23 protein-coding genes and 1 tRNA gene are annotated in these 25,127 nt (G+C 71.5%); 11 read left to right on the top strand and 13 right to left on the bottom strand.

Annotated features, from left to right (window positions below):
- Positions 1–22: 22 nt before the first annotated feature.
- A complete protein-coding gene (locus JSY14_RS09735) occupies positions 23–736 on the top strand; it encodes a 2-C-methyl-D-erythritol 4-phosphate cytidylyltransferase (RefSeq protein WP_259558684.1) in 714 nt (237 codons plus the stop codon).
- Positions 737–821: 85 nt separating this feature from the next.
- Here JSY14_RS09735 and JSY14_RS09730 read toward each other — a convergent pair whose 3' ends face one another.
- Both JSY14_RS09730 and JSY14_RS09725 read right to left on the bottom strand, forming a co-directional pair.
- On the bottom strand, positions 822–1,130 hold the full coding sequence (locus JSY14_RS09730) for a hypothetical protein (protein WP_259558683.1): 309 nt from the start codon (positions 1,128–1,130) through the stop codon (positions 822–824).
- Entirely contained in the window at positions 1,130–1,924 is a 795-nt protein-coding gene (locus JSY14_RS09725; protein ID WP_259558681.1) for an IspD/TarI family cytidylyltransferase, read from the bottom strand. The genes JSY14_RS09730 and JSY14_RS09725 overlap by 1 nt, the downstream gene beginning before the upstream one ends.
- 141 nt (positions 1,925–2,065) lie before the next feature.
- Between JSY14_RS09725 and JSY14_RS09720 the strand changes: the two genes are divergently transcribed.
- From JSY14_RS09720 to ilvA, 3 genes are read left to right on the top strand one after another with little or no spacing between them, the layout of a single operon-like run.
- Positions 2,066–2,359: a hypothetical protein gene (locus JSY14_RS09720; RefSeq protein WP_259558679.1), complete on the top strand. Its 294-nt coding sequence runs from the start codon at positions 2,066–2,068 to the stop codon at positions 2,357–2,359.
- Positions 2,356–2,919 carry a 2-C-methyl-D-erythritol 2,4-cyclodiphosphate synthase gene (gene ispF, locus JSY14_RS09715; protein WP_259558677.1) on the top strand — a complete coding sequence of 188 codons (564 nt, stop codon included), beginning with the start codon at positions 2,356–2,358 and terminating at the stop codon, positions 2,917–2,919. Before JSY14_RS09720 ends, ispF begins: the two co-directional genes overlap by 4 nt.
- On the top strand, positions 2,916–4,235 hold the full coding sequence (gene ilvA / locus JSY14_RS09710; protein ID WP_259558674.1) for a threonine ammonia-lyase IlvA: 1,320 nt from the start codon (positions 2,916–2,918) through the stop codon (positions 4,233–4,235). The genes ispF and ilvA overlap by 4 nt, the downstream gene beginning before the upstream one ends.
- A gap of 70 nt (positions 4,236–4,305) precedes the next feature.
- Here ilvA and galE read toward each other — a convergent pair whose 3' ends face one another.
- Together galE and JSY14_RS09700 are read right to left on the bottom strand one after the other, a co-directional pair.
- A complete protein-coding gene (gene galE, locus JSY14_RS09705; protein WP_259558673.1) occupies positions 4,306–5,274 on the bottom strand; it encodes a UDP-glucose 4-epimerase GalE in 969 nt (322 codons plus the stop codon).
- A 45-nt stretch (positions 5,275–5,319) separates the two neighbouring features.
- The gene (locus JSY14_RS09700; RefSeq protein ID WP_259558672.1) at positions 5,320–6,780 is read right to left on the bottom strand and encodes a GuaB1 family IMP dehydrogenase-related protein; all 1,461 of its coding nucleotides are present in this window, start codon (positions 6,778–6,780) and stop codon (positions 5,320–5,322) included.
- A gap of 97 nt (positions 6,781–6,877) precedes the next feature.
- Here JSY14_RS09700 and JSY14_RS09695 point away from each other — a divergent pair, with 97 nt between their 5' ends.
- Positions 6,878–8,884, top strand: coding sequence for an LCP family protein (locus JSY14_RS09695; protein ID WP_259558671.1), 2,007 nt, complete (start codon positions 6,878–6,880; stop codon positions 8,882–8,884).
- 88 nt (positions 8,885–8,972) lie between these two features.
- Here JSY14_RS09695 and JSY14_RS09690 read toward each other — a convergent pair whose 3' ends face one another.
- Positions 8,973–10,403 carry a mycothione reductase gene (locus tag JSY14_RS09690; RefSeq protein ID WP_259558669.1) on the bottom strand — a complete coding sequence of 477 codons (1,431 nt, stop codon included), beginning with the start codon at positions 10,401–10,403 and terminating at the stop codon, positions 8,973–8,975.
- Between the two features lie 136 nt (positions 10,404–10,539).
- Between JSY14_RS09690 and JSY14_RS09685 the strand changes: the two genes are divergently transcribed.
- Positions 10,540–13,017, top strand: a complete 2,478-nt coding sequence (locus JSY14_RS09685; RefSeq protein ID WP_259558667.1) for an excinuclease ABC subunit UvrA — start codon at positions 10,540–10,542, stop codon at positions 13,015–13,017.
- 85 nt (positions 13,018–13,102) lie between these two features.
- The gene (locus JSY14_RS09680) at positions 13,103–13,882 is read left to right on the top strand and encodes a dienelactone hydrolase family protein (protein ID WP_259558665.1); all 780 of its coding nucleotides are present in this window, start codon (positions 13,103–13,105) and stop codon (positions 13,880–13,882) included.
- An 8-nt stretch (positions 13,883–13,890) separates the two neighbouring features.
- On the opposite strand, the gene JSY14_RS09675 is transcribed toward JSY14_RS09680, so the two are convergent.
- The 3 genes from JSY14_RS09675 to JSY14_RS09665 form a co-directional block, all read right to left on the bottom strand.
- Positions 13,891–14,511 (bottom strand): TetR/AcrR family transcriptional regulator, encoded by a 621-nt coding sequence (locus JSY14_RS09675; RefSeq protein WP_259558663.1) that lies wholly within the window; start codon positions 14,509–14,511, stop codon positions 13,891–13,893.
- Positions 14,512–14,596: 85 nt separating this feature from the next.
- A complete protein-coding gene (locus tag JSY14_RS09670) occupies positions 14,597–16,267 on the bottom strand; it encodes a 5-oxoprolinase subunit B/C family protein (protein ID WP_259558661.1) in 1,671 nt (556 codons plus the stop codon).
- Positions 16,264–17,031 (bottom strand): LamB/YcsF family protein, encoded by a 768-nt coding sequence (locus JSY14_RS09665; protein WP_259558657.1) that lies wholly within the window; start codon positions 17,029–17,031, stop codon positions 16,264–16,266. The genes JSY14_RS09670 and JSY14_RS09665 overlap by 4 nt, the downstream gene beginning before the upstream one ends.
- A gap of 379 nt (positions 17,032–17,410) precedes the next feature.
- Here JSY14_RS09665 and JSY14_RS09660 point away from each other — a divergent pair, with 379 nt between their 5' ends.
- Entirely contained in the window at positions 17,411–17,677 is a 267-nt protein-coding gene (locus JSY14_RS09660; protein WP_259558655.1) for a hypothetical protein, read from the top strand.
- A gap of 123 nt (positions 17,678–17,800) precedes the next feature.
- On the opposite strand, the gene JSY14_RS09655 is transcribed toward JSY14_RS09660, so the two are convergent.
- Both JSY14_RS09655 and JSY14_RS09650 read right to left on the bottom strand, forming a co-directional pair.
- Positions 17,801–17,873: transfer RNA gene (locus JSY14_RS09655), tRNA-Lys, on the bottom strand.
- A gap of 84 nt (positions 17,874–17,957) precedes the next feature.
- Positions 17,958–18,599: a hypothetical protein gene (locus tag JSY14_RS09650; protein WP_259558653.1), complete on the bottom strand. Its 642-nt coding sequence runs from the start codon at positions 18,597–18,599 to the stop codon at positions 17,958–17,960.
- Between the two features lie 127 nt (positions 18,600–18,726).
- Between JSY14_RS09650 and JSY14_RS09645 the strand changes: the two genes are divergently transcribed.
- A complete protein-coding gene (locus JSY14_RS09645) occupies positions 18,727–19,413 on the top strand; it encodes an IMPACT family protein (RefSeq protein WP_259558650.1) in 687 nt (228 codons plus the stop codon).
- Between the two features lie 74 nt (positions 19,414–19,487).
- On the opposite strand, the gene JSY14_RS09640 is transcribed toward JSY14_RS09645, so the two are convergent.
- Together JSY14_RS09640 and nrdF are read right to left on the bottom strand one after the other, a co-directional pair.
- Entirely contained in the window at positions 19,488–19,772 is a 285-nt protein-coding gene (locus tag JSY14_RS09640) for a GlsB/YeaQ/YmgE family stress response membrane protein (RefSeq protein WP_259558648.1), read from the bottom strand.
- A 309-nt stretch (positions 19,773–20,081) separates the two neighbouring features.
- On the bottom strand, positions 20,082–21,050 hold the full coding sequence (nrdF, locus tag JSY14_RS09635; protein ID WP_259558646.1) for a class 1b ribonucleoside-diphosphate reductase subunit beta: 969 nt from the start codon (positions 21,048–21,050) through the stop codon (positions 20,082–20,084).
- A 157-nt stretch (positions 21,051–21,207) separates the two neighbouring features.
- Here nrdF and JSY14_RS09630 point away from each other — a divergent pair, with 157 nt between their 5' ends.
- Both JSY14_RS09630 and JSY14_RS09625 read left to right on the top strand, forming a co-directional pair.
- Positions 21,208–22,224, top strand: coding sequence for a TAXI family TRAP transporter solute-binding subunit (locus JSY14_RS09630; protein WP_259558634.1), 1,017 nt, complete (start codon positions 21,208–21,210; stop codon positions 22,222–22,224).
- A 1-nt stretch (position 22,225) separates the two neighbouring features.
- A complete protein-coding gene (locus tag JSY14_RS09625; protein ID WP_259558632.1) occupies positions 22,226–24,289 on the top strand; it encodes a TRAP transporter permease in 2,064 nt (687 codons plus the stop codon).
- Between the two features lie 125 nt (positions 24,290–24,414).
- On the opposite strand, the gene JSY14_RS09620 is transcribed toward JSY14_RS09625, so the two are convergent.
- The gene (locus JSY14_RS09620; protein ID WP_259558631.1) at positions 24,415–25,080 is read right to left on the bottom strand and encodes an NAD(P)H-binding protein; all 666 of its coding nucleotides are present in this window, start codon (positions 25,078–25,080) and stop codon (positions 24,415–24,417) included.
- Positions 25,081–25,127: the final 47 nt, after the last annotated feature.

Raw genomic sequence — 25,127 nt, 5'->3', positions numbered from 1 at the left:
CTCCTCCGCGGAGGGCTGCGGCGTGCCTGTGCGGATTCTGATCCCGGTGGCGCCCCCACGCGTCGGCGGGGAGCTGCCCGCCCTGCGGGTGCTGGGCGGGCGCAGTGTGCTGGCGCGCTTGCTCGACACCCTGGCGTCGCTGGGCCTGCCCCGCCCCACTCTGCTCGCGGATCGTCCGACCGCCACGACCCTCCGCGCCGCCGTGGCGGGTGACGTCGCCGTGCAGGTGGTGCCCGCCGGGGACCGCCTGGTCCGCCTGCGGGCCGCCCTGCAGGCCGACGAGACCCTGGCCCACGAGGACCTGCTGCTGATCGACGCCGAGCGGGCCCTCACCCCGTCCGAGGTGGTGCAGGCCGTCCTCGCGCAGGCCGCCTCGGAACCGGAGCTCGCCGCAGTGGTACCGGTCGTCCCCGTGACCGACTCCGTGAAGGCCGCCGGTGGCGACGGCCTGCGCAACGTGGACCGCGAGACCCTCGCGTCCGTCCAACACCCGCGGTTCCTGCGCGCGGGGTGGCTGGACCGCGCGGTCTCCGCGCCCCCTGCCTCGACAGGGGCCTCCTCTGCCGGGCCGGAGGAGATCGCCAGGATCCTGGCCCTCGGCGGCGGCGTGCGGATGGTGCCGGGGTCCCACAGCGGATTCGCGGTGGTGGACCGTCTCAGCCTGTGGCAGGCGCAGATCGCTCTGGGCATCGCGCGCGACACCCGCGGACGTCACGGGCTGCCCCACCGCGGCTGAGACGCTGCGCCGCTCCGGATGGGCGCCCGCTGTCGGGAGTGCTCGGTGCCGCTGTCGAGGGTGCTCGGTGCCCCCTCCAGGACGCTCAGGGTCGGCGGCTGCGCTGCACCGCCCGCAGTTCCTGCAGCATCCTCCACGGCTTCGACAGCGTCCGCGACGGCAGGGTCGAGGCCAGCTCCGCCGGGTCCTGCCGCAGCCGGCGCAGGAGCCGCACCGGCTTGGTGCTGATGCGGTGCCGCAGATCCGGCAGATAGGCCTCCGACACGTCCAGGCGGGTGCGGGCCCCGCAGGTGGTGCAGACGATCTCACTGACGAATCGGCCCGCGTACACCACCACGTGGTCCGTCTCCCGTTCACAGACGGTGCAGCGCAGATAGCTCTCCTGCGTCGACATCAGCGCCTCCCCCCGCTGCGCTCCGGTGTGCGCAGGCCCAGGGCCGTCACCACGTCCTGCGCGAGCAGCAGGTCCTGCGCGTAGGTGATCTTGAAGTTCGTCTCCTCGCCCATCACCCACACCACCTCGAGGCCGGTGTACTGCTCGGCACAGGAGGCCGTGTCGGTCCCGACGAAACCATCGCGGGCGGCGGCCTCGTAGGCGTCGAGGATGGACGCGGCGTGGAAGCCCTGCGGGGTCTGTACCCGCACCAGGGCGTCGTCGATCGGCAGCGAGACGAGCAGACCGTCAGCGCCATCCTGCCCCGGGGCGCGCCCGACGACGTCCTGCGCGGGGATGGCGGGCACCGCACCCCCGTGCTCCGTGGCGGCGTGCAGCACCGCCGCGACCAGGCCATGGGAGACGAGAGGCCGTGCGGCATCGTGGATCAGCACCGTGTCGATCACGCCGGTGTCGATCCGGTCGGCGAGGTGACGCAGCGCCATCAGCTCCGACTCCTGCCGGGTGGCGCCACCGGCGACGATCTCCACCGGATGCTCGGTCTCCCGGTCGGCGAGGAAATCCGCGTGCTCACGGTCCTCCGGCCGCACCACGAAGACCAGCGGTCCGATCCCTTTCACCGAGGCCATGGTGTTCAGACCCCAGCTGGCGATGGACCGGCCCGACAGCTGCAGGAACGCCTTATTGATCCCGGCCCCCACCCGGGTGCCGGATCCCCCGGCCAGCACCACCCCGGCCGCGCGGGCGGACTCCGAGGGCCCCGTCCCCCGGCGCCGGGTGCGCAGTCTGCTCATCCCGCCATCGTAGACCGCACCCCTCTCCCCTCCCGGTGCGTGGAACAATGCCCGGGTGCTCGCGCGGCCTTCGCGGCGCACACCCCCTGGCTCGCAGCCGGGACCCACGCCAGCCCGTCGACCCCGAGGTTGAGGACCGTCATGCCCACCATCGCCGTCGTCTCCACCGACGCCGCGCGCGCCGACCGTGTCGTCGCCGCTCTCAGCCGGTATCTGCAACGGGAGGGACGCCCGGCCGAGATCGTCGTCGTGGATCCGCTGGCTCTGCTCGCCTCCGTCGGCTCCTTCGCCGTCGTGGTGGCCCTCGACCATGTGCCGCCGACCGTTCCCGTCCCCGTCGTCTCCGGGATGCCGTTCGTGCTGGGCACCGATCCACGCGGTGCCCTCAGTGACCTGCACCGGGCGCTGGAACTGGCCCGGAGGCGCGGAGCATGACCGCCGCGGATCCGGGCCAGACCTCGCCGCCCCCGCTGCCGCGGGTGGGTGTCGGCAGCGACGTGCACGCGGTCGCCCCGGAGGGTTCCGACCGTCCCCTGTGTGTCGCCGGCCTGACCTGGGAGGGTGAGCGGGGCCTGGCCGGTCACTCCGATGCCGACGTGGCCTGCCACGCCGCCTGCGACGCCCTGTTCAGCGCCGCGGGAGTGGGGGATCTCGGCACGCACTTCGGCACCGACCGACCCGAATGGGCGGGTGCCTCCGGTGTCACGTTGCTGGCGGAGGCCGCACGGATCGTGCGCTCCGCCGGTTTCGAGATCGGCAACGTGGCGGTGCAGGTGATCGGCAACCGTCCGAAACTCTCCCGCCGCCGCCGCGAGGCCGAGGAGACCCTGTCCCGCGCCTGCGGGGCCCCGGTGAGCGTCTCGGGCACCACCACCGACGGCCTGGGCCTCACGGGCCGCGGGGAGGGGGTCGCGGCGATCGCCACCGCCCTCGTCATCGCCCGCACCACCACCTCTGCCGCCGCGTCGGCCCCGTCCCCCGAGGAGTCCGCATGACTGACACCCCGCTGCTCACCGCCGCCGAGGTCGACGACGCCGCCGCCCCCTTGGAGGGCGTCGCGATCCGCACCCCCTTGCAGCTCAGCCACCGTCTCTCGGCTCTCGCCGGTGCCCGCGTGTGGCTGAAGCGCGAGGATCTGCAGCCCGTGCGCTCCTACAAGCTCCGCGGCGCGCACCTGTTCCTGTCGGGGTTGGAGCCGCAGCACCGCGACGCGGGCGTGGTGGCTGCCAGCGCCGGGAACCACGCCCAGGGGGTGGCCCTCGCCTGCCGGTCGCTCGGGATCCGCGGCCGCATCTACGTCCCCGGCACCACGCCGCGGCAGAAGCGGGAACGGATCACCGCCCTGGGTGGGGACCAGGTGGAGCTGATCCTCACCGGGGAGACCTTCGACGATGCTGCCGCGGCCGCCGCGCTCGATGCCCGCTCCTCCGGCGCCACCCTGGTGCCTCCGTTCGATGACCTGGCCGTGATGGCCGGTCAGGGCACGGTGATCCGGGAGGCCGTCGAGCAGCTGCGGGACCAGCAGGGCACCGAGCCCGAGGTGGTGGTGCTGCCGGTCGGCGGGGGTGGCCTGCTCGCCGGATGCGGCACCTGGCTGCGGGAGCATCTGCCCCACACCCGCATCGTCGGGGTGGAACCCGCCGGGGCGGCGTCGATGGCCGCGGCGGTGGCCGCCGGGGAACCGGTGGAACTGGCGGATCTGGAGCGGTTCGTGGACGGCGCGGCGGTGCGCCGCGTCGGCATCCACACCCTGGCCTCCGTGCAGGCCATGGCGCCGGAGCTGCTGGCGGTGCCGGAGGGTGCGGTGTGCACGGAGATGCTCGCGCTGTACCAGACGGAGGGCATCATCGCCGAGCCCGCCGGGGCGCTCGCCGCGGCGGCCGTCGCCACCGGCGCCGTCTCGCTGCCCCCTGTCGACGGAGCGGCCGAGGTGCCGGTGTGGGAGGCCGCCGACGGTGCCGTCGCCGATGTGATCGTGGTGATCTCCGGCGGCAACAACGACGTCTCTCGCTACAACGAGGTGGTCGAGCGGTCCCTGGTCCACGAGGGCCTGAAGCACTACTTCCTGGTGACCTTCGCGCAGGAACCCGGTGCGCTGCGACGGTTCCTGGACCAGGTGCTCGGCCCGGACGACGACATCGTGCTGTTCGACTACATCAAGCGGAACAACCGCGAAGAGGGCCCGGCCCTGGTGGGACTGGAGCTCGGGGCACGGGAGAACCTTGGCCCTCTGCTGGAGCGCATGGAGGCCTCCCCCATGCAGATCGAGCGGATCGACCCGGAGGGCACCCTCTACCGGTACCTCACCTGAGGCGGTGGGCAGGCCTGCCCGGCCGGGCAGGCGCTGGCCGGGGGCGGGCCGTCGGGCGCGACGGCGCGACTCAGTCCCGGGCGGCGCGGGCCTCGACGGCGCTGCGGACGATGTCGTCGAGGGTCTTCGACGACGACCAGCCGAGGGTCTCGCGGATCCGGTCGGTGGAGCAGACCAGGCGGGCCGGGTCACCGGCCCGGCGCTGCCCCAGCTCGGGTGTGATCTCCCGGCCGGTGGCACGGGCGACGGCGTCGATCACCTCGAGCACGCTGGAACCGGTGCCGGTGCCGACGTTGAACACCCGGTGGGGGCGCTCCTCGCGGCGCAGGTACTCCAGGGCGGCGACATGCGCGTCGGCGAGGTCGACCACGTGCACGTAGTCGCGGATGCAGGTGCCGTCGGGCGTCGGGTAATCGGTGCCGAACACGACCGGCGCGGCGCCGCGGTCGAGGGCATCGAGGATGATCGGCACCAGGTTCATCACCAGGGTGTCGGCGAGCTCGGGGGCACCGGCGCCGGCCACGTTGAAGTACCGCAGCGCGACGGTGCGCATCCCGTGAGCGCGTTCGGCGTCGGCGAGCATCCACTCCCCCACGTACTTCGTGGCGCCGTAGGGGTTGATCGGCTGCGGGGTGAGGTCCTCGGTGACGAGGTCGACATCAGGCATCCCGTACACCGCGGCGGAGGAGGAGAACACGACATCTCGCACCTCGGCGAGCGCGCAGGCCTCCAGCACGTGCGCGAGGCCGCCGATGTTGTCGTGCCAGTACATCTCCGGCTTCTCCACGGACTCGCCGACCTGCTTGTGGGCGGCGAAGTGGATGACGGAATCGGCGCCACTGCGGCGCAGCACCTCGGCCAGGCGCTCCCCGGCGCCGTCGGAGGTCACATCCAGCTGCACCAGCTCGGAATCCCCCACGCGCTCGGCGAACCCGGTGGAGAGGTCGTCGACCACCACCACGTTCTGTCCGCGCTGCTGCAGGAGCCGCACCACGTGCGACCCGATGTACCCGGCACCACCGATCACCACAGTCGTCATGGGAACGAGCCTACCGGTCAGCGGCGGGACCTCCGTTCTCGGTGCTCAGCTCCAGGAGCTGGCGACGGGTCGGCCCTCGGCGTAGCCCGAGGCGCCCTGCAGCCCGATGACGGCGCGGTCCCGGAACTGCGCGGTGGTGCGGGCCCCCGCGTAGGTGTACGAGGACCGCACCCCGGCGGTGATGGAGTCGAGCAGGTCCTCCACACTGCCGGCGCCCTCCGCGAGGTACATGCGCGAGGTGGAGATGCCCTCCTCGAACAGCGCCTTGCGGGCGCGGGCGAACGCGTCCTCCTGGGCGGTGCGATGGGAGACCGCACGCTTGGAGGCCATGCCGAAGCTCTCCTTGTAGCGGCGCCCGGATTCGTCGGTCCGCATCTGCCCGGGCGACTCGTAGGTGCCCGCGAACCACGACCCGATCATGACGTTCGAGGCACCGGCGGCGAGTGCCAGGGCGACGTCGCGGGGGTGCCGCACGCCGCCGTCGGCCCACACGTGACCGCCGTGGCGGGCGGCCTCCTGGGCGCAGTCGAGGACCGCGGAGAACTGGGGCCTCCCCACACCGGTCATCATGCGGGTGGTGCACATGGCGCCGGGGCCGACACCCACTTTGACGATGTCGGCGCCCGCATCCAACAGTTCTCGGGTGCCGTCGGCGGTCACGACGTTCCCGGCGACCAGCCGTACGGAGGTGCCGTCGGCGTCGCCGAGCACCTCCCGGGCCGCGTGCAGCGCGTCGAGCATGCTGTCCTGGTGGCCGTGGGCGGTGTCCAGCACGATGACATCGGCCCCGGCCTCGACCAGGGTCTCCACCCGCCCGGCCACGTCGGCGTTGATGCCGACGGCGACCGCGGTGCGCAGCCGCCCCGCCTCATCGACGGCGGGACGGTAGATGGTGGAGCGCAGCACCCCGTGCGGGGTGAGGACGCCCTGCAGGGTGTCGTCGCCCGCCACGACCAGCGCGACCCCGTGGTGCGTGGCGTCGATGCGGGCGTGCAGCGAGGCGGGGTCCGTGTCGAGCTCGGTCGGGGACAGCCGCAGCACATCGGAGACGACCAGGTCCCCCACCCGGGCGAAGGCGTCGCGGCCGCTCAGCTCCTCCTCGGAGACCACCCCGAGCGGATGCTGCTGCTCGTCGATCACCACGACCACCCCGTGGGGGCGCTTCGGCAGCAGCGCCTGTGCCTGCCCGACGGTTCCGTGCGGGGCGAGGGTCAGGGCGTGGTCGAGCATCACGTGGCGCTGCTTGACGGAGCGGACGATCTCCACCAGACGCTCCAGTGGCAGGTCCTGCGGCAGGACGGCGAGGCCGCCACGCCGGGCCATGACCTCCGCCATGCGTCGCCCGCTCACCGCGGTCATGTTCGCGGCGATCAGCGGGATGGTGGTGCCGGTGCCGTCGTCGGAGGCGAGGTCCACGTCGAAACGGGAGGTCACGTCGGAACGGGACGGCAGGAAGAAGCAGTCGTCGTACGTGAGGTCATGGTTCGGCGTGTGCAGCAGGCGCATGCTCCTCAGCGTAGGCGAACGATACCGCACAGGATCTCCACGTTGCCCGCACCTCATGCGCTCGGTGATCACGTGACCGCTCCGTAGGATGCAGGGCATGCCCGAGCATCATTCCGGCCGAGGACGGCGGCGCGCATCGGGGGGCCGCCACGCCGGACCCACGCCGTCGTCGGCACCCGCCTCCCAGGAGGCGGCCCGCGCGCAGCGTGCCCGAGCCTTCGGCACCGAGTCGCGTCCCTGGATCGGCAGCGCGGGTGACCGCCCCGCGGTCGGCGCCCCGGTGGATGCCAGCGCCACCGCCACACCGACGGACGGTGCATCGGCGACCGACCGCACCAAGGACGACTCCGGGGCGACGGCCTCGACGCCCCGGGGCCGCCATCGCGCCGACGTGCCCGTCCGGGAAGGAGGCGCCGCAGAGCGCCGTGCCCGTGAGCGCGCCGCGACCGCCGACGGCGTCACCCGGAGGCGATCGACGTCCGAGGGCGGGGTGGGGTCCGTCATCGGGTGGACCCTCGCCAGTGCCGTGCTGCCCGGTTCCGGCCTTCTCACCACGCGGCACCGACGTCTCGGGGCCGTCCTCAGCGGCCTGGTGATCGCCGGGGTGCTCTCCGTGGTCCTGTGGTTCGTCCTCGGGGACCCGGTGCGGCAGGCCTTGCCGTGGGTCACCCACCGCGGGGTGGTGAACGCCCTGATGGTGGGGCTCTTCCTGCTCGGTCTGACCTGGGTGGCCCAGGTGGCCCTCACCTATGCCGTCCGCGCCGGACAGGCCGCTCTGGCCGGGGCGCAGCGGGCCCTGGCCCTGGGCGTCGCCGCTCTGCTCGTGGTGGGGATCGCCCTGCCCTTCGGGCGCGGTGTGCAGTCGCTCTGGGCCGCCCAGGCTCTGCTGGGGAACCAGAACGTGTTCGGAGGGACCAGGGACGACCGCCTCGACGGCCCGGATCCGTGGGCCGGCACCGAGCGGTTGAACGTCATGCTGCTGGGCCAGGACGCCGGAGCGGATCGCGTCGGCACCCGCCCCGACACGATCATGGTCGCGTCCATCGACACCAGCACCGGCCGCACCGCCCTGTTCTCCATCCCCCGCAACCTCGAGTACGTCGAGTTCCCCGAGGGCACCGTCGCGGCGGAGGAGTTCCCCGAGGGGTTCGACGCCTTCGGCGCTGATGCCAGCCTGATCAACGCGGTGTGGACCTGGGCGGTGGACAACCCGGACCTGTTCCCCGGGGACCCGAATCCGGGTCTGACCGCCACCACCTGGGCTGTGGAGGAGACCCTCGGCCTGTCGGTCGACTACTACGCGATGGTCGACCTGCAGGGTTTCTCCGACCTGGTCGACGCCATCGGCGGCGTGGACATGGAGGTGGAGCGCCGCATCCCCATCGGCGGCGGCACCAATCAGGCCACCGGCCGCAAGTACCCGATCACCGGGTACATCGAGCCGGGTCAGCAGAAGCTCGACGGGTACCACGCCCTGTGGTACGCCCGCTCCCGTGAGGGGTCCAACGACTTCAACCGCATGTGTCGGCAGCAGCGGATCGTGCGAGTGGTGACCGAGGAGGCCGATCCGGCCACCCTCGCCCTGGCGTTCCCGCGGCTGGTCTCCGCCACGGCGGACAACATCCAGACCGATATCCCGCCGGGTCGTCTCGACGCGTTCGTGGAGCTCGCCCTGCGGGTGAAGGACGCCGGGTTCCAGTCGTACCCCATCACCCCCGAGGTGACGTACCCCGGCAAGCCGGACTACCCGTACCTGGAGCGGTGGGTGCAGGCCTCCATCGAGGATTCGATGCGTTCGACCACGGCGGAGTCGGTGGCCCGCGGCGGCTCTCCCAGCGCGAGCCCCTCGGCGGCGTCCCCCTCGGCGAGCGGTTCCGCCTCGTCGGGTCCGTCGCAGAGCGCCTCGTCGTCCGCGAGCGCCACCCCCACGGAGACCCCGAGCGCCTCGGAGAGTGAGGACGCCTCGGAGTCGGCCTCCGGTTCCGCCTCGACGAGCCCGTCGGCGAGTGCCACTCCGACGATCCAGAAGGACCCGTTGAAGTCCTGCCTGCCGGGTCCGGACATGGACCCGAACCCGAACCCGACGGTCACCGGTCGGGAGTGACCTCGGAGGTGCCCCGGCCGCGGCGGCCGGGGCATCTTTCGTCCCGTGGGCGAGCGGGCGGCCGCCGTGCGCGCGGTGGCGGGTCTGATCAGCCGCCGTGCGCGTCCGTGAGCTGCAGCAGCGCGTTCTCCAGCAGTTCCGGCAGGGCCGGGTGGATCCAGTACTGGGTGCGGGCGATGTCCTGCACCCGCTGCCCGGTACTCATGGCCTGCACCAGCTGCTGGATGAGGGTGGCGGCCTCATGGCCGATGATGTGGGCGCCCAGCAGGGTGCCGTCGGCGTCGGCGATGAGCTTCGCGAAGCCGGTGGTGTCCTCCAGCGCCCATCCATAGGCGATCCCGGCGTACTCCTGCACCGCGACGCGCACGTCGCGACCGGCGACCCGGGCCTGCGCCTCGGTGAGCCCGACGGTGGCCACCTGCGGGTGGGAGAACACCGCGGCGGGCACCGGCATGGTGTCGGAGCGGCGCAGCTCCTCGGGGTGCAGCAGGTTGTGGCGGACGATCCGCAGCTGGTGGTTCGCCACATGCTTGAGCTGGTGGGGGTCGGACACGTCCCCGAAGGCCCAGGTGGTCCCGAGGGGGCGGCCCGCGGCCTGGGCCCGCTGGAACGCGTCGACGACGAGGCGCCCGTCGGGATGGAGGTCCAGTCCCGCCTCGCGGGCGCCGAGCAGATCCGTATTGGGGGTGCGGCCGGCCGCGACCAGGATCTCCTCGGCCTCCAGCTCCAGAGGGCCGGTGCGGTCGTGGCCACTGAGGTGGACGGTGCCGTCGGGGCGACGCTCGACGGACCGCACCTGCACGTCGGTGCGCACGCTCATCCGCTGCGCGGTCACCTCGGTGAAGCGCGCGGAGACGTCGGCGTCGGCACGTCGCAGCAGACGATCGGAGCGGGCGAGGATCGTCACCTCCACCCCGAGGGCGGACAGCACGTGGGCGAACTCGGCGGCGATCACTCCGGAACCGAGGATCAGCACGCTGCGCGGCAGGGTGTCTCGGCGCATGATCGTGTCGGAGGTCTGCGGGTCGGCGTCGGCGAGACCGGGGATGTCCGGGATCTGCGGCCGGGATCCGGCACCGATCACGACGGTGTCGGCGGTGATGTGCTCGACGCCGCCGTCGGTGGTGGTGACCTCCAGTTCGGTGGGTGAGAGCAGGCGGGCGGTGCCGCGCAGCAGGGTGAGGTTGTCGTTGTCCGGGTGGCTGCGGCGGTACTCCTCACCTCCGGCGGCGATCGGGTCGATGCGACCGAAGATGCGGTCTCGGATCGCCGGCCAGTCGGCGCCATCCGCCCGCGTGCGCACGCCGAAGCGGGGGCCGTCCTGCGCGGCGTGGGCGAGGTCCGCGGTGTGGACGAACATCTTGGTGGGGATGCACCCGAGGTTCAGGCAGGTGCCGCCGAACACGCGATCGGGGCCCACCCCGCGGTCGATCTGGACGATGCGGCGGTCGGCGAACTCCGGGCCGGGCAGGGAGTTCGCGGAGCCGGAGCCGATGAGGGCGATGTCGACGTGGGTCACCCGGTCAGGCTACGCGGTGGAGGCGACATCCGGGACGCCCAGACGGTGCACGTTCCGCGCCGCGGCGGCGCCCGCTGCGGGTACCCCGCCCCGCTAGGCTCAACGGGTCATCCGTCGACCCCTCAGGAGCCTCGCCATGACCCACTCCTCCCCGGCCGCGCATCCCGCCGACACCCACGATGTGATCCGGGTGGTCGGTGCGCGGGAGAACTCGCTGCGGGAAGTGTCGGTGGAGATCCCCAAGCGCCGTCTGACGGTGTTCACGGGGGTGTCGGGGTCGGGGAAGAGCTCGCTGGTGTTCGGCACCATCGCCGCGGAGAGCCAGCGGATGATCAACGGGACCTACTCGTCCTTCGTGCAGGGCTTCATGCCGTCGCTGGCACGCCCGGATGTCGACCGGCTGGAGGGTCTCACCCCCGCGATCGTCGTCGACCAGGAACGTCTCGGGGCCAACGCCCGCTCGACCGTCGGCACCGTCACCGACGCGACGGCCCATCTGCGCACCCTGTTCTCGAAGCTCGCCGAGCCCTCCGCCGGGGGCCCCGGCGCGTACTCCTTCAACGTGCCGTCCGTGCAGGCGGCGGGTGCCATGACCGTGCAGCGCGGGGACCGCACCATCGCGGAGAAGACCACGTTCTCGCGGGTGGGCGGCATGTGCCCGCGCTGCGAAGGCATGGGTTCCGTCACCGATATCGACCTCACCCAGTTGTACGACGACAGCAAGAGCCTGGACGAGGGGCCGTTCACCATCCCCGGGTACACCGCCGACGGCTGGATGGTGACGATCATCGCGAAGTCCGGGTTCGTCCCCGCCGACCGGCCCATCCGGGATTTCACCGCCCGGCAGCGGCACGACTTCCTGTACAGGGAACCGACGAAGGTGAAGATCGACGGGGTCAACATGACCTATGAGGGGCTGGTCCCGAAGCTGCAGAAGTCGATGCTCTCCAAGGACGTCGACTCCCTGCAACCGCACATCCGGGCGTTCGTGGAACGGGCCGTCACCTTCATCACCTGCCCGGAGTGCGAGGGCACCCGGCTGGCGCGGCACGCCCGCGAGTCCTGGATCGACGGGGTCTCCATCGCCGACGCCTGCGCCCTGCCGATCACCGATCTCGCCGCCTGGATCCGCGATCTGCGCACCACACCCGCGGGGCGCCGCGCCGCCCCGCTGCTGACCACCCTCGACGCCCTGCTGGATTCCTTCGTCCGCCTCGGCCTGGGGTATCTGACCCTGGACCGCCCCTCCGGCACCCTCTCCGGCGGCGAGTCGCAACGGGTGAAGATGCTCCGGCACCTCGGCAGCGCCCTCACCGACGTCACCTATGTGTTCGACGAACCCACGGTGGGATTGCATCCGCACGACATCGCCCGCATGAACACGCTGCTGCGGGAGCTGCGGGACAAGGGCAACACGGTGCTGGTGGTGGAGCACAAACCGGAGACCATCGCGATCGCCGACCATGTCATCGACCTGGGGCCCGGCGCCGGCGTGGACGGCGGCCTGGTGCAGTACGAGGGGGATGTGGTGGGGCTGCGGGCCTCCGACACCCTCACCGGCCGACACCTCGACCATCGGGCGTCCCTGAAGGACACGGTGCGTGAGCCCCGTGGCACGCTCGCGATCCGCGGGGCGAGGGAGCACAACCTGCGGGACGTGGACGTGGATGTCCCCCTCGGAGTGCTCACGGTCGTCACCGGAGTCGCGGGTTCCGGGAAGTCGAGCCTGATCCACGGGTTCCTGCCCGGCGCCGCCGAGGCTGCCGGGCAGCAGGTGGTGCTGGTGGACCAGAGCCCGATCCGTGGCTCGCGCCGCCCCAACCCGGCCACGTACACCGGGATGCTGGAGCCGGTGCGCAAGGCCTTCGCCAAAGCCAACGGGGTCAAACCCGCCCTGTTCTCCCCCAACTCCGAGGGCGCCTGCCCGGTGTGCAAGGGCGCGGGCGTGGTGTACACCGAGCTGGGGTACATGGAGACGGTGTCGACCCCGTGTGAGGAGTGTGAGGGCCGCCGGTTCCAGGCCTCCGTGCTCGAGTACCGCCTGGGCGGCCGCACCATCGCGGAGGTGTTGAAGATGCCGGTGGCGCAGGCGGCCACGTTCTTCCGCGGGGAGAGCACCGGAGACGGGGACGAACGAGAGGCCGAGGTGCAGGCCGAGGCGAAGGTCCCGGCCGCCGCCCGGATCCTCGCCCGCCTGGAGCAGGTGGGCCTCGGATACCTCACCATCGGGCAGCCGCTGACCACGCTCTCCGGTGGGGAGCGCCAGCGCCTGAAACTCGCCGTGCACATGGCGGAGAAGGGCGGCGTGCTGGTGCTGGACGAGCCGACCTCCGGCCTGCACCTGGCGGATGTCGACCACCTGCTGCAGCTGCTGGACACCCTGGTCGACACGGGCCGGACGGTGGTGGTGATCGAACACCACCAGGCGGTCATGGCCCACGCCGACCACCTCATCGACCTCGGGCCCGGCGCCGGGCAGGACGGCGGCACCATCGTGTTCACCGGTAGCCCCCGCGAGCTGGTGGACGCGGCCGCGGATCCGCAGCGCGCCACCCTCACCGGAGAGCACCTGCGCCGGTACGTGGGGGCCGACGCGGGCGGCACGCAGGACTGACCGCAGAGTCTCCCCGGGCCGGGCGGGCCGGGCCGGGCGGGCCGCCCCGGCTCACACTGGGGCCCGCGCCCCGTACGCTCGAGGCATGACCTCTCCCGTGACGCCCGAGCGCGTCCAGATCCCCACCGGTTCTCCGCAGGCACTGCCCGCCCTGCTGTGGCGACCCGACGGCCCCGCCCCCGCCGGCGGGCGCCCCGGCATCGTACTGCTGCAGGAGATCTTCGGCCTGTCGGCGTACATCCGGCAGCGGGCAGCGGACCTCGCAGACCTCGGCGCTGTAGTACTGGCCCCGCAGCTGTACGCCCGGTTGACCCCGCCGATCGACGCGACCGACGAGCATGACGACCCCGATCAGTTGCTGGCCGAGGGGATGGCGGCGATGCAGGCCCTTCCGTGGGAGCAGGCCACCGCGGACGCCCTGGCCGCTCTCGACCACCTGCGGACCCTCGACGGCGTCGACCCGCAACGGGTGGGCCTGATGGGGTTCTGTTACGGCGGCGGACTCGCCTACCAGGTGACCGCCGACGCCGCCCGGGCGGGCCGGGCGCCCGCGGTGCTGGTGTCGTTCTACGGCTCCGCCCTGCCGCAGCTGACCGATCTGGCCGACCACGTGACGGTGCCGAGCCTGCACGTGTTCGGCACCGCCGACGACTTCATCCCCCTGCCGGAGGTAGAGCGCATCCGGGATGCGGTCACGGCCTCCGGCAGTCGCCCGCAGGTGGAGTTCGAGCTGTTTGACGGTGCGGGGCATGCTTTCGACAACCCGCTGCCGCCGTTCCACCATGCCGAGGCGAGCCGTGCCGCCTGGACCCACACCGAGGAGTTCCTGCGGCGCACCCTGCTGCGTGACGACGACCAGGGCTGAGAGGGATCTCAGGCGGCCTGGGGTTCCTCCCCCACCAGCCACGTCGGCATCACCTGGTAGACGGAGCGCTCGAACTCCTCGAACGGCACCTGCCCCCCGGTGTCGGCGGAGAGGATCCACTGGATGAGCAGTTCGGCGGCACCGGCGGCGAGGAACGTCGCCAGCACGGGCCGCTCGACGACGTCGGGCACCTCATCCCCGATGAGGTCGAAGATCGGCAGCAGCCAGGTGGCGAGCTGGCGGGTGGCCCGCTCATGCACGCGCACCGGCAGCCGCCACTCGAGGGACTCCCGCATGAACGGCTGCTGCTCCGCGACGGCGCTGAGCACCACATGGATCGCCCGCCGCGCAAGGGCCTGCGGGGGCAGGGCGGTGAGGTCCACGCCCGCGAGCTCCGCCTGCATACGCTCCTCGACACCGCGCAGCACCATCTCCTGCAGTGCTCCCGCGACGTCCTCGTTGCCCTTGGGGAACCGGGCGTAGACGGAGGCGCGGCTGGTGCCGGCGGCCTTGGCGAGATCCCCGACGGACACCTTGCGCCCGCTCTCCCGGGTGAAACGGCGGAAGGCCTCGACGATCGCGACATAGGTGGGGTCGGGCAGCCCTGTCATCTGCTCTGGTGACTTCATCCGCTCTCCCCCGCTCCGTCGCGCCCGTCCCCGCCTTGCCCTGCCACCGGTCGGGACACGGCGCGGGCAGGGCCCTGTCGTCCTGTCAGAGTACCGGGCGCAGATCCACGACCGACCCCGGCGGACACTGGGCGAGCAGAGGCAGATCCTCGGCAGCGATCACCCCGACGACCGGGTAGCCGCCGGTCAGAGGACGGTCGACCGCGAACACGACGGGCTGACCGTCCGGTGGCACCTGGATCGCCCCCGCCACCATGCCCTCGCTCGGCAGCTCCCGGTCGGCACCTGTGGAGCGGTGCAACGGGCGGGCACCCTCGAGACGCACGCCGATCCGGTCACTGCGGGGGGAGATGGTCCAGGGCTGGTCGGTGAGCGCCGCGAGACCGCCGTTGATCCAGTCGGCCCGCGGCCCCGGCAGCACGCGCAGCGTCACCGTGTCACCGGGTGCGGGGAGAGACGGCTCAGCGGTATCGGAGCCGGCCGCCTCTGGATCGGCGGGTTCAGGCACGGTGACCGCCCCGGTGGTGGCACACCCCACCGGGAGGATCGTGCCGGCGCGACACGGCTCCGGGCCGAGACCGGCGAGGGTGTCGCGTGAGCGGGACCCGAGCACCGGCGGCACATCGACACCGCCCCGCACCGCGAGGACGGTGCGCAGGCCGCGCGGCGGCGCGTCCAGATGCAGTTCGTCCCCGTCGTCGAGGGCGACCGGCACACCCGGGGTGACGGTCCGGACGCGGCCCGGGGTCGGTCCCTGTGCGGCAGCATGGATGCGCGCCGGGGCCGGAGCACCGGTGAGAGCGAGGACCACGGGCCTGTGGGCACGCAGCACCGCGGGGCCGGGGATGATCTCCAGCACGGCGGCGTCGGCGGCATTGCCGACGGCCCGGTTCGCGGTGCGGGCGGCGACCGGGTCGGCAGCCCCCGAGGGACCGACTCCGAGGGCCGCCCGTCCGGGGCGGCCGAGGTCTTCGATGAGGGTGAGAAGGCCCGGGCGGAGCACCTCCAGGGCCGCGCGAGGGACGTCTTCCGGGGCCACCGAGGTACCCGGGCGTGCCGTGCGCCGCAGATCCTCACCCTGGTCCCGGGCAGTGGGGAAGCGCGGGACGGTGAGCAGGCGCTCCCGCGCGGGTCGGAAACGGACCGCGTCCCCCGGCGTGATCAGAGCCGGCGGTTCCCGCTGCTCGTCCCACAGCGGCTCGTCGGTGCGGCCGATCAGGCGCCAGCCTCCCGGCGAGCTGCGCGGGTAGATCCCGCTGAACTCCCCGGCCAGGCCCACCGCTCCGGCGGGGACTGCGGTGCGTGGGCTGTCCAGACGGGGCACGTGGAGGCGGGGATCACCGCCGGTGAGGTAGGTGAAGCCGGGGGCGAATCCAGTGAAGGCGGCACGCCAGATGGTCCCGGTGTGGGCGCGGATCACCGCGTCGGGGGATCCGAGACCGGTGAGGGCTGCGACCGTCTCGAGGTCCTCACCGTCGTAGACGACCGGGAGCTCATGGGTGCGGGTGGGCAGGGCCCGGTCGGCGGGTGGTGCGGGCCGGGTACGCAGGGCGTGGCGTGCGGTCGCGAGATCGTCGTCGTCGCGCAGCTGGACGAGCAGTGTGCGGGCGGCGGGCACCAGATCGAGCTGGCCGGGCACGGGGCACCGTCGGAGATCCGCGTGCCAGGCCATGACCGGCTCGAGCGCGTCGAACTCCAGAAGCAGCGCCCGCTGCCCGGCGTGAAGCAGGCGCGGCCGTTGCCCCGTCCCCGTCATGCGAAGCTCGCCACCTGCACCCCCGCGTCATCGAGGGTCGCTCGGACTGTGCGGGCGATCTCCACGGCCCCGGGGGTGTCACCGTGGAGGCAGACGCTGGCGACGTCGAGGCGCAGGACGGTCCCGTCGATCGCCTCGATCTCCCCGGTGCGGGCCAGACGCAGCACCCGGGCGGCCACCGCTTCGGGGTCGCGGATCACAGCACCGGGATCTCGGCGCGGCACGAGGTCGCCGTCGGGGGTGTAGGCGCGGTCGGCGAAGGCCTCCCCCACCACACGGAGACCACGGTGGCGCGCCTCCTCCGCGGCCGCGGAACCGGGCAGAAGCAGCAGGGGCAACGCGGGGTCGTAGGCCTCGAGGGCATCCAGCACCGCCGAGGCCTGCCCCGGGTGATGGTCCATCGCGTGATACAGGGCGCCGTGGGGTTTCACATAGGCGACGCGCAGGCCGAGGGTGCGGGCCATGCCGTCCAGCGCGGAGAGCTGGTAGAGGACGTCGGCCATGAGCTCGGCGGGGTCGACGTCGAGGAAGCGGCGGCCGAACCCCGCCAGATCCCGATAGGCGACGTGGGCACCGATGGTGGTCCTGCTCTCCCGGGCGGCTCGGAGCGTGGCGAGCATGTGGGAGGGGTCTCCGGCGTGGAACCCGCAGGCGATGCTTCCGCTGCTGACGGCGCGGAGAATCTGCGCGTCGTCACCGAGGGTCCAGCGCCCGAAGGATTCGCCGATGTCACTGTTGAGGTCGATCGTGGGGGTCGTGCTCACGGCGGTTCCTTCCGGGCGGGTGCGGTCGTCGCATCCATCACAGGATGCCCCCGGTCGCTGGATCCCCGCAGGCCTCCCGGCCCACCCCGACCACGTGGTTACCGAGAGGTCGACGTCTGGTGGCCAGCAGATGAACAGGCCCCCCCTGCGAGATCACTGTCGGCGAACCGGACAGTGGGGGGTCGACCAGCTCCTGGCGACACCCCCGGAGACTCGGCGGTATTCACGGAAACCCCCCGCCGACATCCTCCTTTCGTCGTAGGCGCACGCCCGGGCCCCCACCTTTCGTACCGATCGCGAGGGGTGCGGGACACCGGCGCAGCCCGACACCCTGCCTGCCGACGTGTCGGCGCCACCCCCGTCACCCCCGGAGGTCCTCATGGATCGCGCCCATTACACCGACGTCGACGGCGACGCCCTGACGGTCACCCACGACGACAACCGGGTGGTGGTGGGTGTGGAGAGCACCACCGGGGAGAACGTCGCCGTCAGCATGGATTCCATGGCGCTCGCAGCCATGCTCAAGACCGTGGCCCCGGAGGAGTTCGATGCCGTGGCCGACCAGGACCAGCCCGCCGAGATCCGTGACCTGTTCTCCGGGGAGGAGTACGAGGTGGAGGGGGAGCGTCGCCGCGACGCGGTCTGACGCGTCGACCCACCACGGGCAGCTCTCGACCCCGCCCAGTCTCCCACAGAGTGCCGAGTCACCCCCGGAGGACAGGGGCAGGGATGCACCGCCGACCACGCGACGGCTCTCCGGTCTGACCAGTGGGCCCCGTGGGGCTCGAACCCACGACCCGCGGATTAAAAGTCCGATGCTCTACCAACTGAGCTAGAGGCCCTGTCCGGCGCGCACCCGTCAGGACTCACCTATCAGCGGAGCGCGGCGCGGAGCTCTGAGTCTATCGGCGCGGGCGCCCCTCTGGTCACATGGCTCGGCCGCGTCGCCACCCCATGATCGCGAGCACCAACCCGGCCAGGCCGAGCACCAGTCCCAACCCGAGGGACCCTCCCCCCAGGAAGAACCCGCCGATGGAGCCGAAGAGTCCGGCGGCACTGATCGGAGGGGCCACAGCGACGGGGCCCTCCGCATCACACTCGACGACGTACTCGCCGGACGCGGATGCCGTCAGGATCGGCGTGAACGACACCCAGGAGCGCCCGTCGACACCACGCGAGCTGGTGAACATCATGCCCTCCTGCATCTCCGCGCCCGGGGGGCCGACGATCGTGCAGCGCGGCGTCGGATCCCCTTCGATCCCGTAGAGCTGAATCGTCTCGCCCTGATCGAGAGTGATGACCCCCTGCCCCCCGGGCAGCTCATGGATGGCGTTCGCCGCGCCCCGGGTCATCCCGGCGACGTTGACGAACGCGAAGATCAGCATCCCGAGACCGAGGAGTGACAGGAGGACACCGGGGATCAGCAGTCCGATCCCCCATCGACGCAGACTGCGCCCGGGACGGGCCGCCGGGGCGGTCGGATGCGCCGAGGCCCCTCCGGTCGGCCCGGCGGCCATGGTGGCGGCGGGGCCGGTGGCGGGCGGGGCGGGGGGAACCTGCTGGGACATGCGGTGTCCTCCTGGGACGAGCGGGACGGGATGTCTCGCACCGTAGGCAGTGCCCACTCTTCTCCGCGAGCCCCCCTCCCGGATTGTGGATGACCGCCCCATGCCCGCCCCGTCTAGACTCGCGAGCATGCCCGAGCTGCTCGTCCCCGCCGCCGTCGCCGAGGCCGAGCTGGTGGATCGCAAGTCGCGGTTCCTCGCCCAGATCCACCCGGTCCATGACGTCGAACAGGCGGCCGAGATCATCCGGACGGTGCGCGCCGCCCACCCCCACGCCCGCCACACCTGCACCGCCCTCGTGGTGGAGGCCGATGAGCACGGCGCACCGGTGCAGCGCAGCAATGATGACGGTGAGCCCGCCGGCACCGCCGGCATGCCGATGTTGCAGGTGCTGCTCACCGCCGGCATGACCGATGCACTGGCCGTGGTCACCCGCTATTTCGGCGGCGTGAAGCTGGGGACCGGTGGGCTGCAGAGGGCCTACTCCGGCGCCGTCCAGGCGGCACTGGACTCCACCCCGATGCTCCGCCGTGTCAGCTGGGAACGGGTCACCCTCGACGTCGATCCCGCCGAGGCCGGCGCTGCCGAGCATCAGCTGCGCACGCTCCTCGCCCCCGTCGAGGGCATGGTGGAGCCCACCGAATACGGCGCCACACAGGTCCGGCTGCGGGCGGTGATGCCGCCGTCCGCCGTGGACCAGGTGGCGGCGGACCTCGCGACCGCCAGCAGCGGGCGGCTCACTCTCTCACGCATCGGCGCCGTCACCCTCGACGTGCCGGCCGGCGTCCGGGCATCGACGGACCCGCCCCGGACATGACGAACGCGCCGCCCCGGGGGGACGGCGCGTTCGCGCGATGACTCACGGTGCTGCGCTCAGCGCAGCGACCGGACTCAGTGGGAGCGGCGGGTGGCGAAGAAGTAGATCGCCATCACGATCAGCGCGCCGATGACGGCGAGCAGGATGGTGCCGATGCTCCACGGGTTGCTCATGATGCCGGACACGCCGTTGCCACCGAACAGGCCTCCGAGGAAGCCGCCGACGATGGCGCCGATGATGCCGAGGATGACGGTGGGCAGGAAGCCCATGTTCTGGTTGCCCGGCATGATCGCGCGGGCGATCAGGCCGATGAGGCCGCCGATGATGATCCAGGAGATGATGGCCCAGAGAATGCCCATGAGAGGAGCTCCTTCAGGAAAGGGGTGCGGGGATCTCCCGCAGGGACATCACCATCATGGGCCCTGGCGGGACCATTGGCCCCGATCTTGACCAACAGGTCGACGTAACCTGATTTTTCGCAGCGAAACCGCAGGTCACAGCGTTACGCCCACAGCTTGATCGACACACCCGGCGCGCAATCGGGTGATCCGCATCACGAATGTCAAGTTCGCGACGGCTGGTGAGACGGCCGGATACACCAGGGCCCGGACCCGCACCGGGTGGCCCGGGTCCGGGCCCTGGTCACAGCGGGGTGGACGCCGGGAGGCTCAGAAATCCCAGTCCTCGTCCTCGGTCTCGACGGCCTTGCCGATCACGTAGCTGGATCCGGAGCCGGAGAAGAAGTCGTGGTTCTCGTCGGCGTTCGGCGACAGCGACGCGAGGATGGCCGGGTTCACCTCGGTGGACTCCGGGGGGAACATCGGCTCGTAGCCGAGGTTCATCAGCGCCTTGTTGGCGTTGTACCGCAGGAAGGTCTTCACGTCCTCGGTCCAGCCGACCGGGTCGTAGAGATCCTCGGTGTACTCCTCCTCGTTGTCGTACAGGTCCAGCAGCAGGGACATCGTGTAGTCCTTGAGCTCCTGGCGCCGCTCCGGGGAGGCCTTCTCGAGGGCCTTCTGATACTTGTAGCCGATGTAGTAGCCGTGGACTGCCTCGTCGCGGATGATCAGGCGGATCATGTCGGCGGTGTTGGTGAGCTCGCCGTGGCTGGACCAGTACATCGGCAGGTAGAAGCCGGAGTAGAAGAGGAAGGACTCCAGCAGGGTGGAGGCCACCTTCCGCTTCTCGGGATCGTCACCCTTGTAGTAGCTCATGACGATCTTCGCCTTCTTCTGCAGCGGCTCGTTGTACTCGCTCCAGCGGAAGGCCTCGTCGATCTGCTTGGTCGAGCTGAGGGTGGAGAAGATGTTGGAGTAGCTCTTGGCGTGCACCGACTCCATGAAGGCGATGTTGGTGTACACCGCCTCCTCGTGCGGAGTGATGGCGTCGGGGATCAGGGAGATCGCGCCGACGGTGCCCTGCACGGTGTCCAGCAGCGTCAGGCCCGTGAACACTCGCATCGTGAGGGTCTGCTCGAACTCGGTCAGACGGCTCCAGGACTGGATGTCGTTGGAGACGGGGACCTTCTCCGGGAGCCAGAAGTTGCCGGTCAGACGGTCCCAGACCTCATCGTCCTTGGGGTCGACGATCCGGTTCCAGTTGATGGCCTGGACCGTGGTCTTCAGGTGGTCGTTCACCGCTGCCTCGCTCGCTCGTCGGGTGGTTCGGATGGGCGCGAGTCTACCGACGGGCCCTGGGTCTCGGATCGGTCACGACCTCCTGATCGTCCCGTCCTGCGCGAGGCGTCCCGGCTAGATTGACCACACCCCTGTGACCACGACCAAGGGAGACATCATGACCATCCGGCGACGTTCCATTCTTCTGACCAGCCCGCTCGTCGCGGCGGGAATCCTCTCCGCGTGCTCGCGGGGTGGCTCCGGCGCCACCGGTGGAGGCGGCTCCGACGCGGGTGGTGCAGCCGGGGGCGAGGACTTCCGCACCGACCTCACGTTCGGCACCGGCGGCACCGGCGGCGTGTACTACCCGCTCGGCGGTGAGTACTCGACGATCTTCCAGGACAACATCGAGGGCATCACGGTCAACTACACCGACTCCGGCGCCTCGGTCGAGAACATCGGGCAGATCTTCCAGGGCGAGTGGCAGCTGGGCATCTCCCAGTCCGACACGGCGAACGCGGCGGTCAAGGGTGAGGGTGACTTCGAGGGGGCGCAGGTCTCCAACCTCGGCTGGATCGCCGCCCTGTACCCCGAGGCCGCCCACATCGTCACCCTCGCCGACTCCGGCATCTCCACGGTGGAGGATCTCGCGGGTAAGCGCATCGCCGTGGGTGACATCGGCTCCGGCACCCGCGCCGCCTCCGACGCCATCCTCGCGGCCCACGGGATCGAGGACGGGGGCTACGAGCCGTTCGAGCAGGACTTCTCCACCTCGCTGGACCTGCTGCGAGACGGCAACATCGACGCCTCCATCTTCGTGGTGGGCACCCCGACCGGCTCGCTCGGTGATCTCGCGGCCACCAACGAGGTGCGCCTGATCGGCATGACCCAGGCGAAGGCTGACGAGATCTCCGGCTCCACACCGTACGAGCCGTACACCATCGAGGCCAGCGCCTACGACTTCGTCACGGAACCGGTCATCACCCTCTCCGTCGCCGCCGCTCTCGTGGCCTCGATGAACCAGGTGAGCCCGGAGGTCGGGTACGAGATCACCAAGGCCATCTTCGAGCACGCCGGAGAGATCACCCTCCCCCAGGGCAAGCTCATCTCCACCGACTACGCACTCTCCGGGCGCGGGGATGTCCCGCTGCATCCGGGGGCGGAGCAGTACTACCAGGAGCAGGGTCTGATCTGACATGACGGACGCTGACCGCCGGTCCGCCGCCGAGTCGCAGGAGCCCGGCGGCGGGTCGTACCGCCCCGATCCGACCCCACCCGCCGCCGGCACCCCGGTCGCGTCGTCCCGGGCCGGGGACTCCCCGGTCTCGCTGCGCGACGCGCAGGACGGCGCGGGGACGGACGATGTCGACGCCGTCCTGCGGGAGCATGACTCCGGCAGCCGATTCCGCACGAACCTCGGGGTGTGGGCCTGGGTGGTGGGCAGTCTGTCCATCGCCCTGACTCTGTTCCATCTGTACACCGGCCTCTTCGGGGCCCGACCCTCCCTGATCCAGGGGGCCATTCACCTGGCGGGTGCCACCTCGCTGATCTTCCTGCTGTATCCCGCCTCGAAGCGGATCCGCCCGGATCGGCGCGGGGTGCCGTGGTACGACCTGCTGCTGGCGGTTCTGGCGCTGGCGACGAACCTCTACATCGTCGTGGAGTACAGCTACCTCAGCAGCAACATGGTGCAGATCCTGGGCTACTCCACCTTCGACTACATCGTCGCGACCCTCGGCATCCTCCTGGTCCTGGAGGCGACCAGGCGCTGCGTGGGCCTGCCCATCGTCATCATCGCGTCCTTGGCGATCGCCTATTCGGTGCTGGGGTACGGGATGAGCTGGGGTCGATTCGTCACCGGCACCTACTTCACCGCCCGCTCGGGCATCTTCGGCACGCCGATCCAGGTGTCCTCCACCTTCATCTTCCTGTTCCTGCTGTTCGCGGTAGTGCTGCTGCACACGAACATCGGTGCCTTCTTCAACGACCTGGCGTTCCGCGCGACGGGTCGTTTCACGGGCGGACCGGCCAAGGCGGCCGTCCTGGCCAGCGGGCTGCAGGGGATGATCTCCGGGTCCTCGGTGGCGAACACCGTCGCCTCCGGATCCTTCACGATCCCCATCATGAAGCGGACCGGCTTCCGCCCCCACGTGGCGGCGGCGACGGAGGCGACCGCGTCGACCGGCGGGCAGCTCATGCCCCCGATCATGGGCGCGGCCGCGTTCATCATGGCCGAGTACACCGGCATCCCGTACAGCCAGATCATCGTGATCGCGATCATCCCGGCCGTGCTCTACTTCTTCGGCGCCTTCATCTCGATCCACTTCGAGGCCAAGCGCAGCGGCATCCACGGCCTTCCCGTGGCGCAGCTGCCGCCGTGGCGTTCCCTGGTGACGCGCCTGGACCTGCTGCTGCCCCTCATCGTGATCGTGTGGATGATGCTGTCGGGCTTCTCCCCGGCACGTGCCGCCCTGTGGAGCATCGGCGTGGCCTTCGCCCTGTCGTTCCTGCGGGCCTCCACCCGCCTGGGCGTGCGCGGGATCCTCGAGACCCTCGAGGCCGGCGCCCGCACGGCCCTCCCGGTGATCGCCGCCTGTGCCACGGCCGGGATCGTGGCCGGGACCGTCACGAGCACCGGCCTGGGCGGCCGGGCCGGCCGATTGATCCTCGACATCTCCGGGGGAAACTTCTTCCTGGTCCTGCTGATGACGATGATCGTCTGCCTGGTCCTGGGCATGGGTCTGCCGACCACGGCGAACTACGTGGTCACGGCCACGGTGGCGGCGCCGATCCTGGTCAACGGCTTCGACATCCCGTTGATCGCGGCGCACATGTTCGTGTTCTTCTTCGGCATCCTCGCGGACATCACGCCGCCGGTCTGCCTCGCCGCGTACGCGGGGGCGGGGATCGCGGGGGCGAATCCGCTGCGGGCCGGGGTGACCGCACTGCGGCTCGCCGTCGCCGGCTTCCTGATCCCGTTCGTCGTCGTGCTGGAGCCCGCGATGCTGCTGGAAGGGCCGGTCTCCGACCTCATCCCCGCACTGGTCACCGTGGTGCTGGGCATGATCGCCATCGCGGCGGGCCTGGCCGGGTTCCTGCTGGCTCCGCTGCGGACCTGGGAGCGGGCGGTGCTCATCGCCGCCGGCATCCTGATGGTCTATCCGTCCGTGCCGGTGTCGCTGGTCGGCATCGTGCTCGGTCTCGTCGTCGCGGCGGTGCAGCTTCCGCGGCGTCGTGCCCGCGCCTCCGCGACCGCCTGACACCAGCGCGCCGCAGCCCCCGCACACCGTCCTCGGTCACAGCCCGGGGGCGTCGAGCGCCCCTCGAGGCGTCGGTGCCCACCCCGTCCCGGGGTGGCGCCGACGCCTCGCCCGCGATCGGGGGCTCAGATGCCGCTGACCGGATCGTCGCCGTCGAGGAACGCCAGCGGCCCGGCGGGCAGGTGGTCGCGGCCGACCATCTCGGTGAGGACGTCGGCGACGAGCTCGCGGGAGGTGTGCGCCTCCGGCTGCTCGCTGTCGTCGTCGGGCACCACCCGCACTCCGCGCGCAGGCTCGTCGGTGAGCATCCCCGGGCCGAGGATCAGATGCGGCACGGAGCTGCGGCCGAGGCGCAGGTCCACGGCCTTCTTCGCCTCGACGTAGGCGTGCCAGGTGCCGCCGTCGTCGGGCGCGGTGTTCCGGGTGGCGTTGCGGTAGGAGATCATCAGCAGCCGTGGGGCCCGCTCCCCCAGCGCCTCGAGGGCGTCGATCATCTGCAGGGCGGCGTCGCGGTCCACGGCCTGGGTGATCTCGGGGCCGCCGCGGCCGCCGTTGCCGGCGCCCCAGACCACCACGTCGGCGGGGGCGAGGAGCTCCTCCCATCCGGCGCGATCGAGGGCGGTGATGTCCTGGACGAGGGCGGTGGCGCCGAGGGCGGTGACCTCGTCGGCCTGCTCCGGCCGCCGGATCACGGAGGTGACGGTGTGCCCGGCGGCGACGAGCTTGGGAGTGGCGAGCTTCGCGACGTGGCCGCGGCCGCCGATGTACACAACGGTGCGCTGAGTGCTCATGCGGCGCACCGTACTCCCCGGGTGTTCACGGTGCCTGGGTGATGTGA

The organism is Brachybacterium sillae, from assembly GCF_025028335.1.
GTDB lineage: Bacteria > Actinomycetota > Actinomycetes > Actinomycetales > Dermabacteraceae > Brachybacterium > Brachybacterium sillae.
Note: the sequence above shows the minus strand (reverse complement) of the source record. Positions and strands in the feature narration are given on the sequence as shown.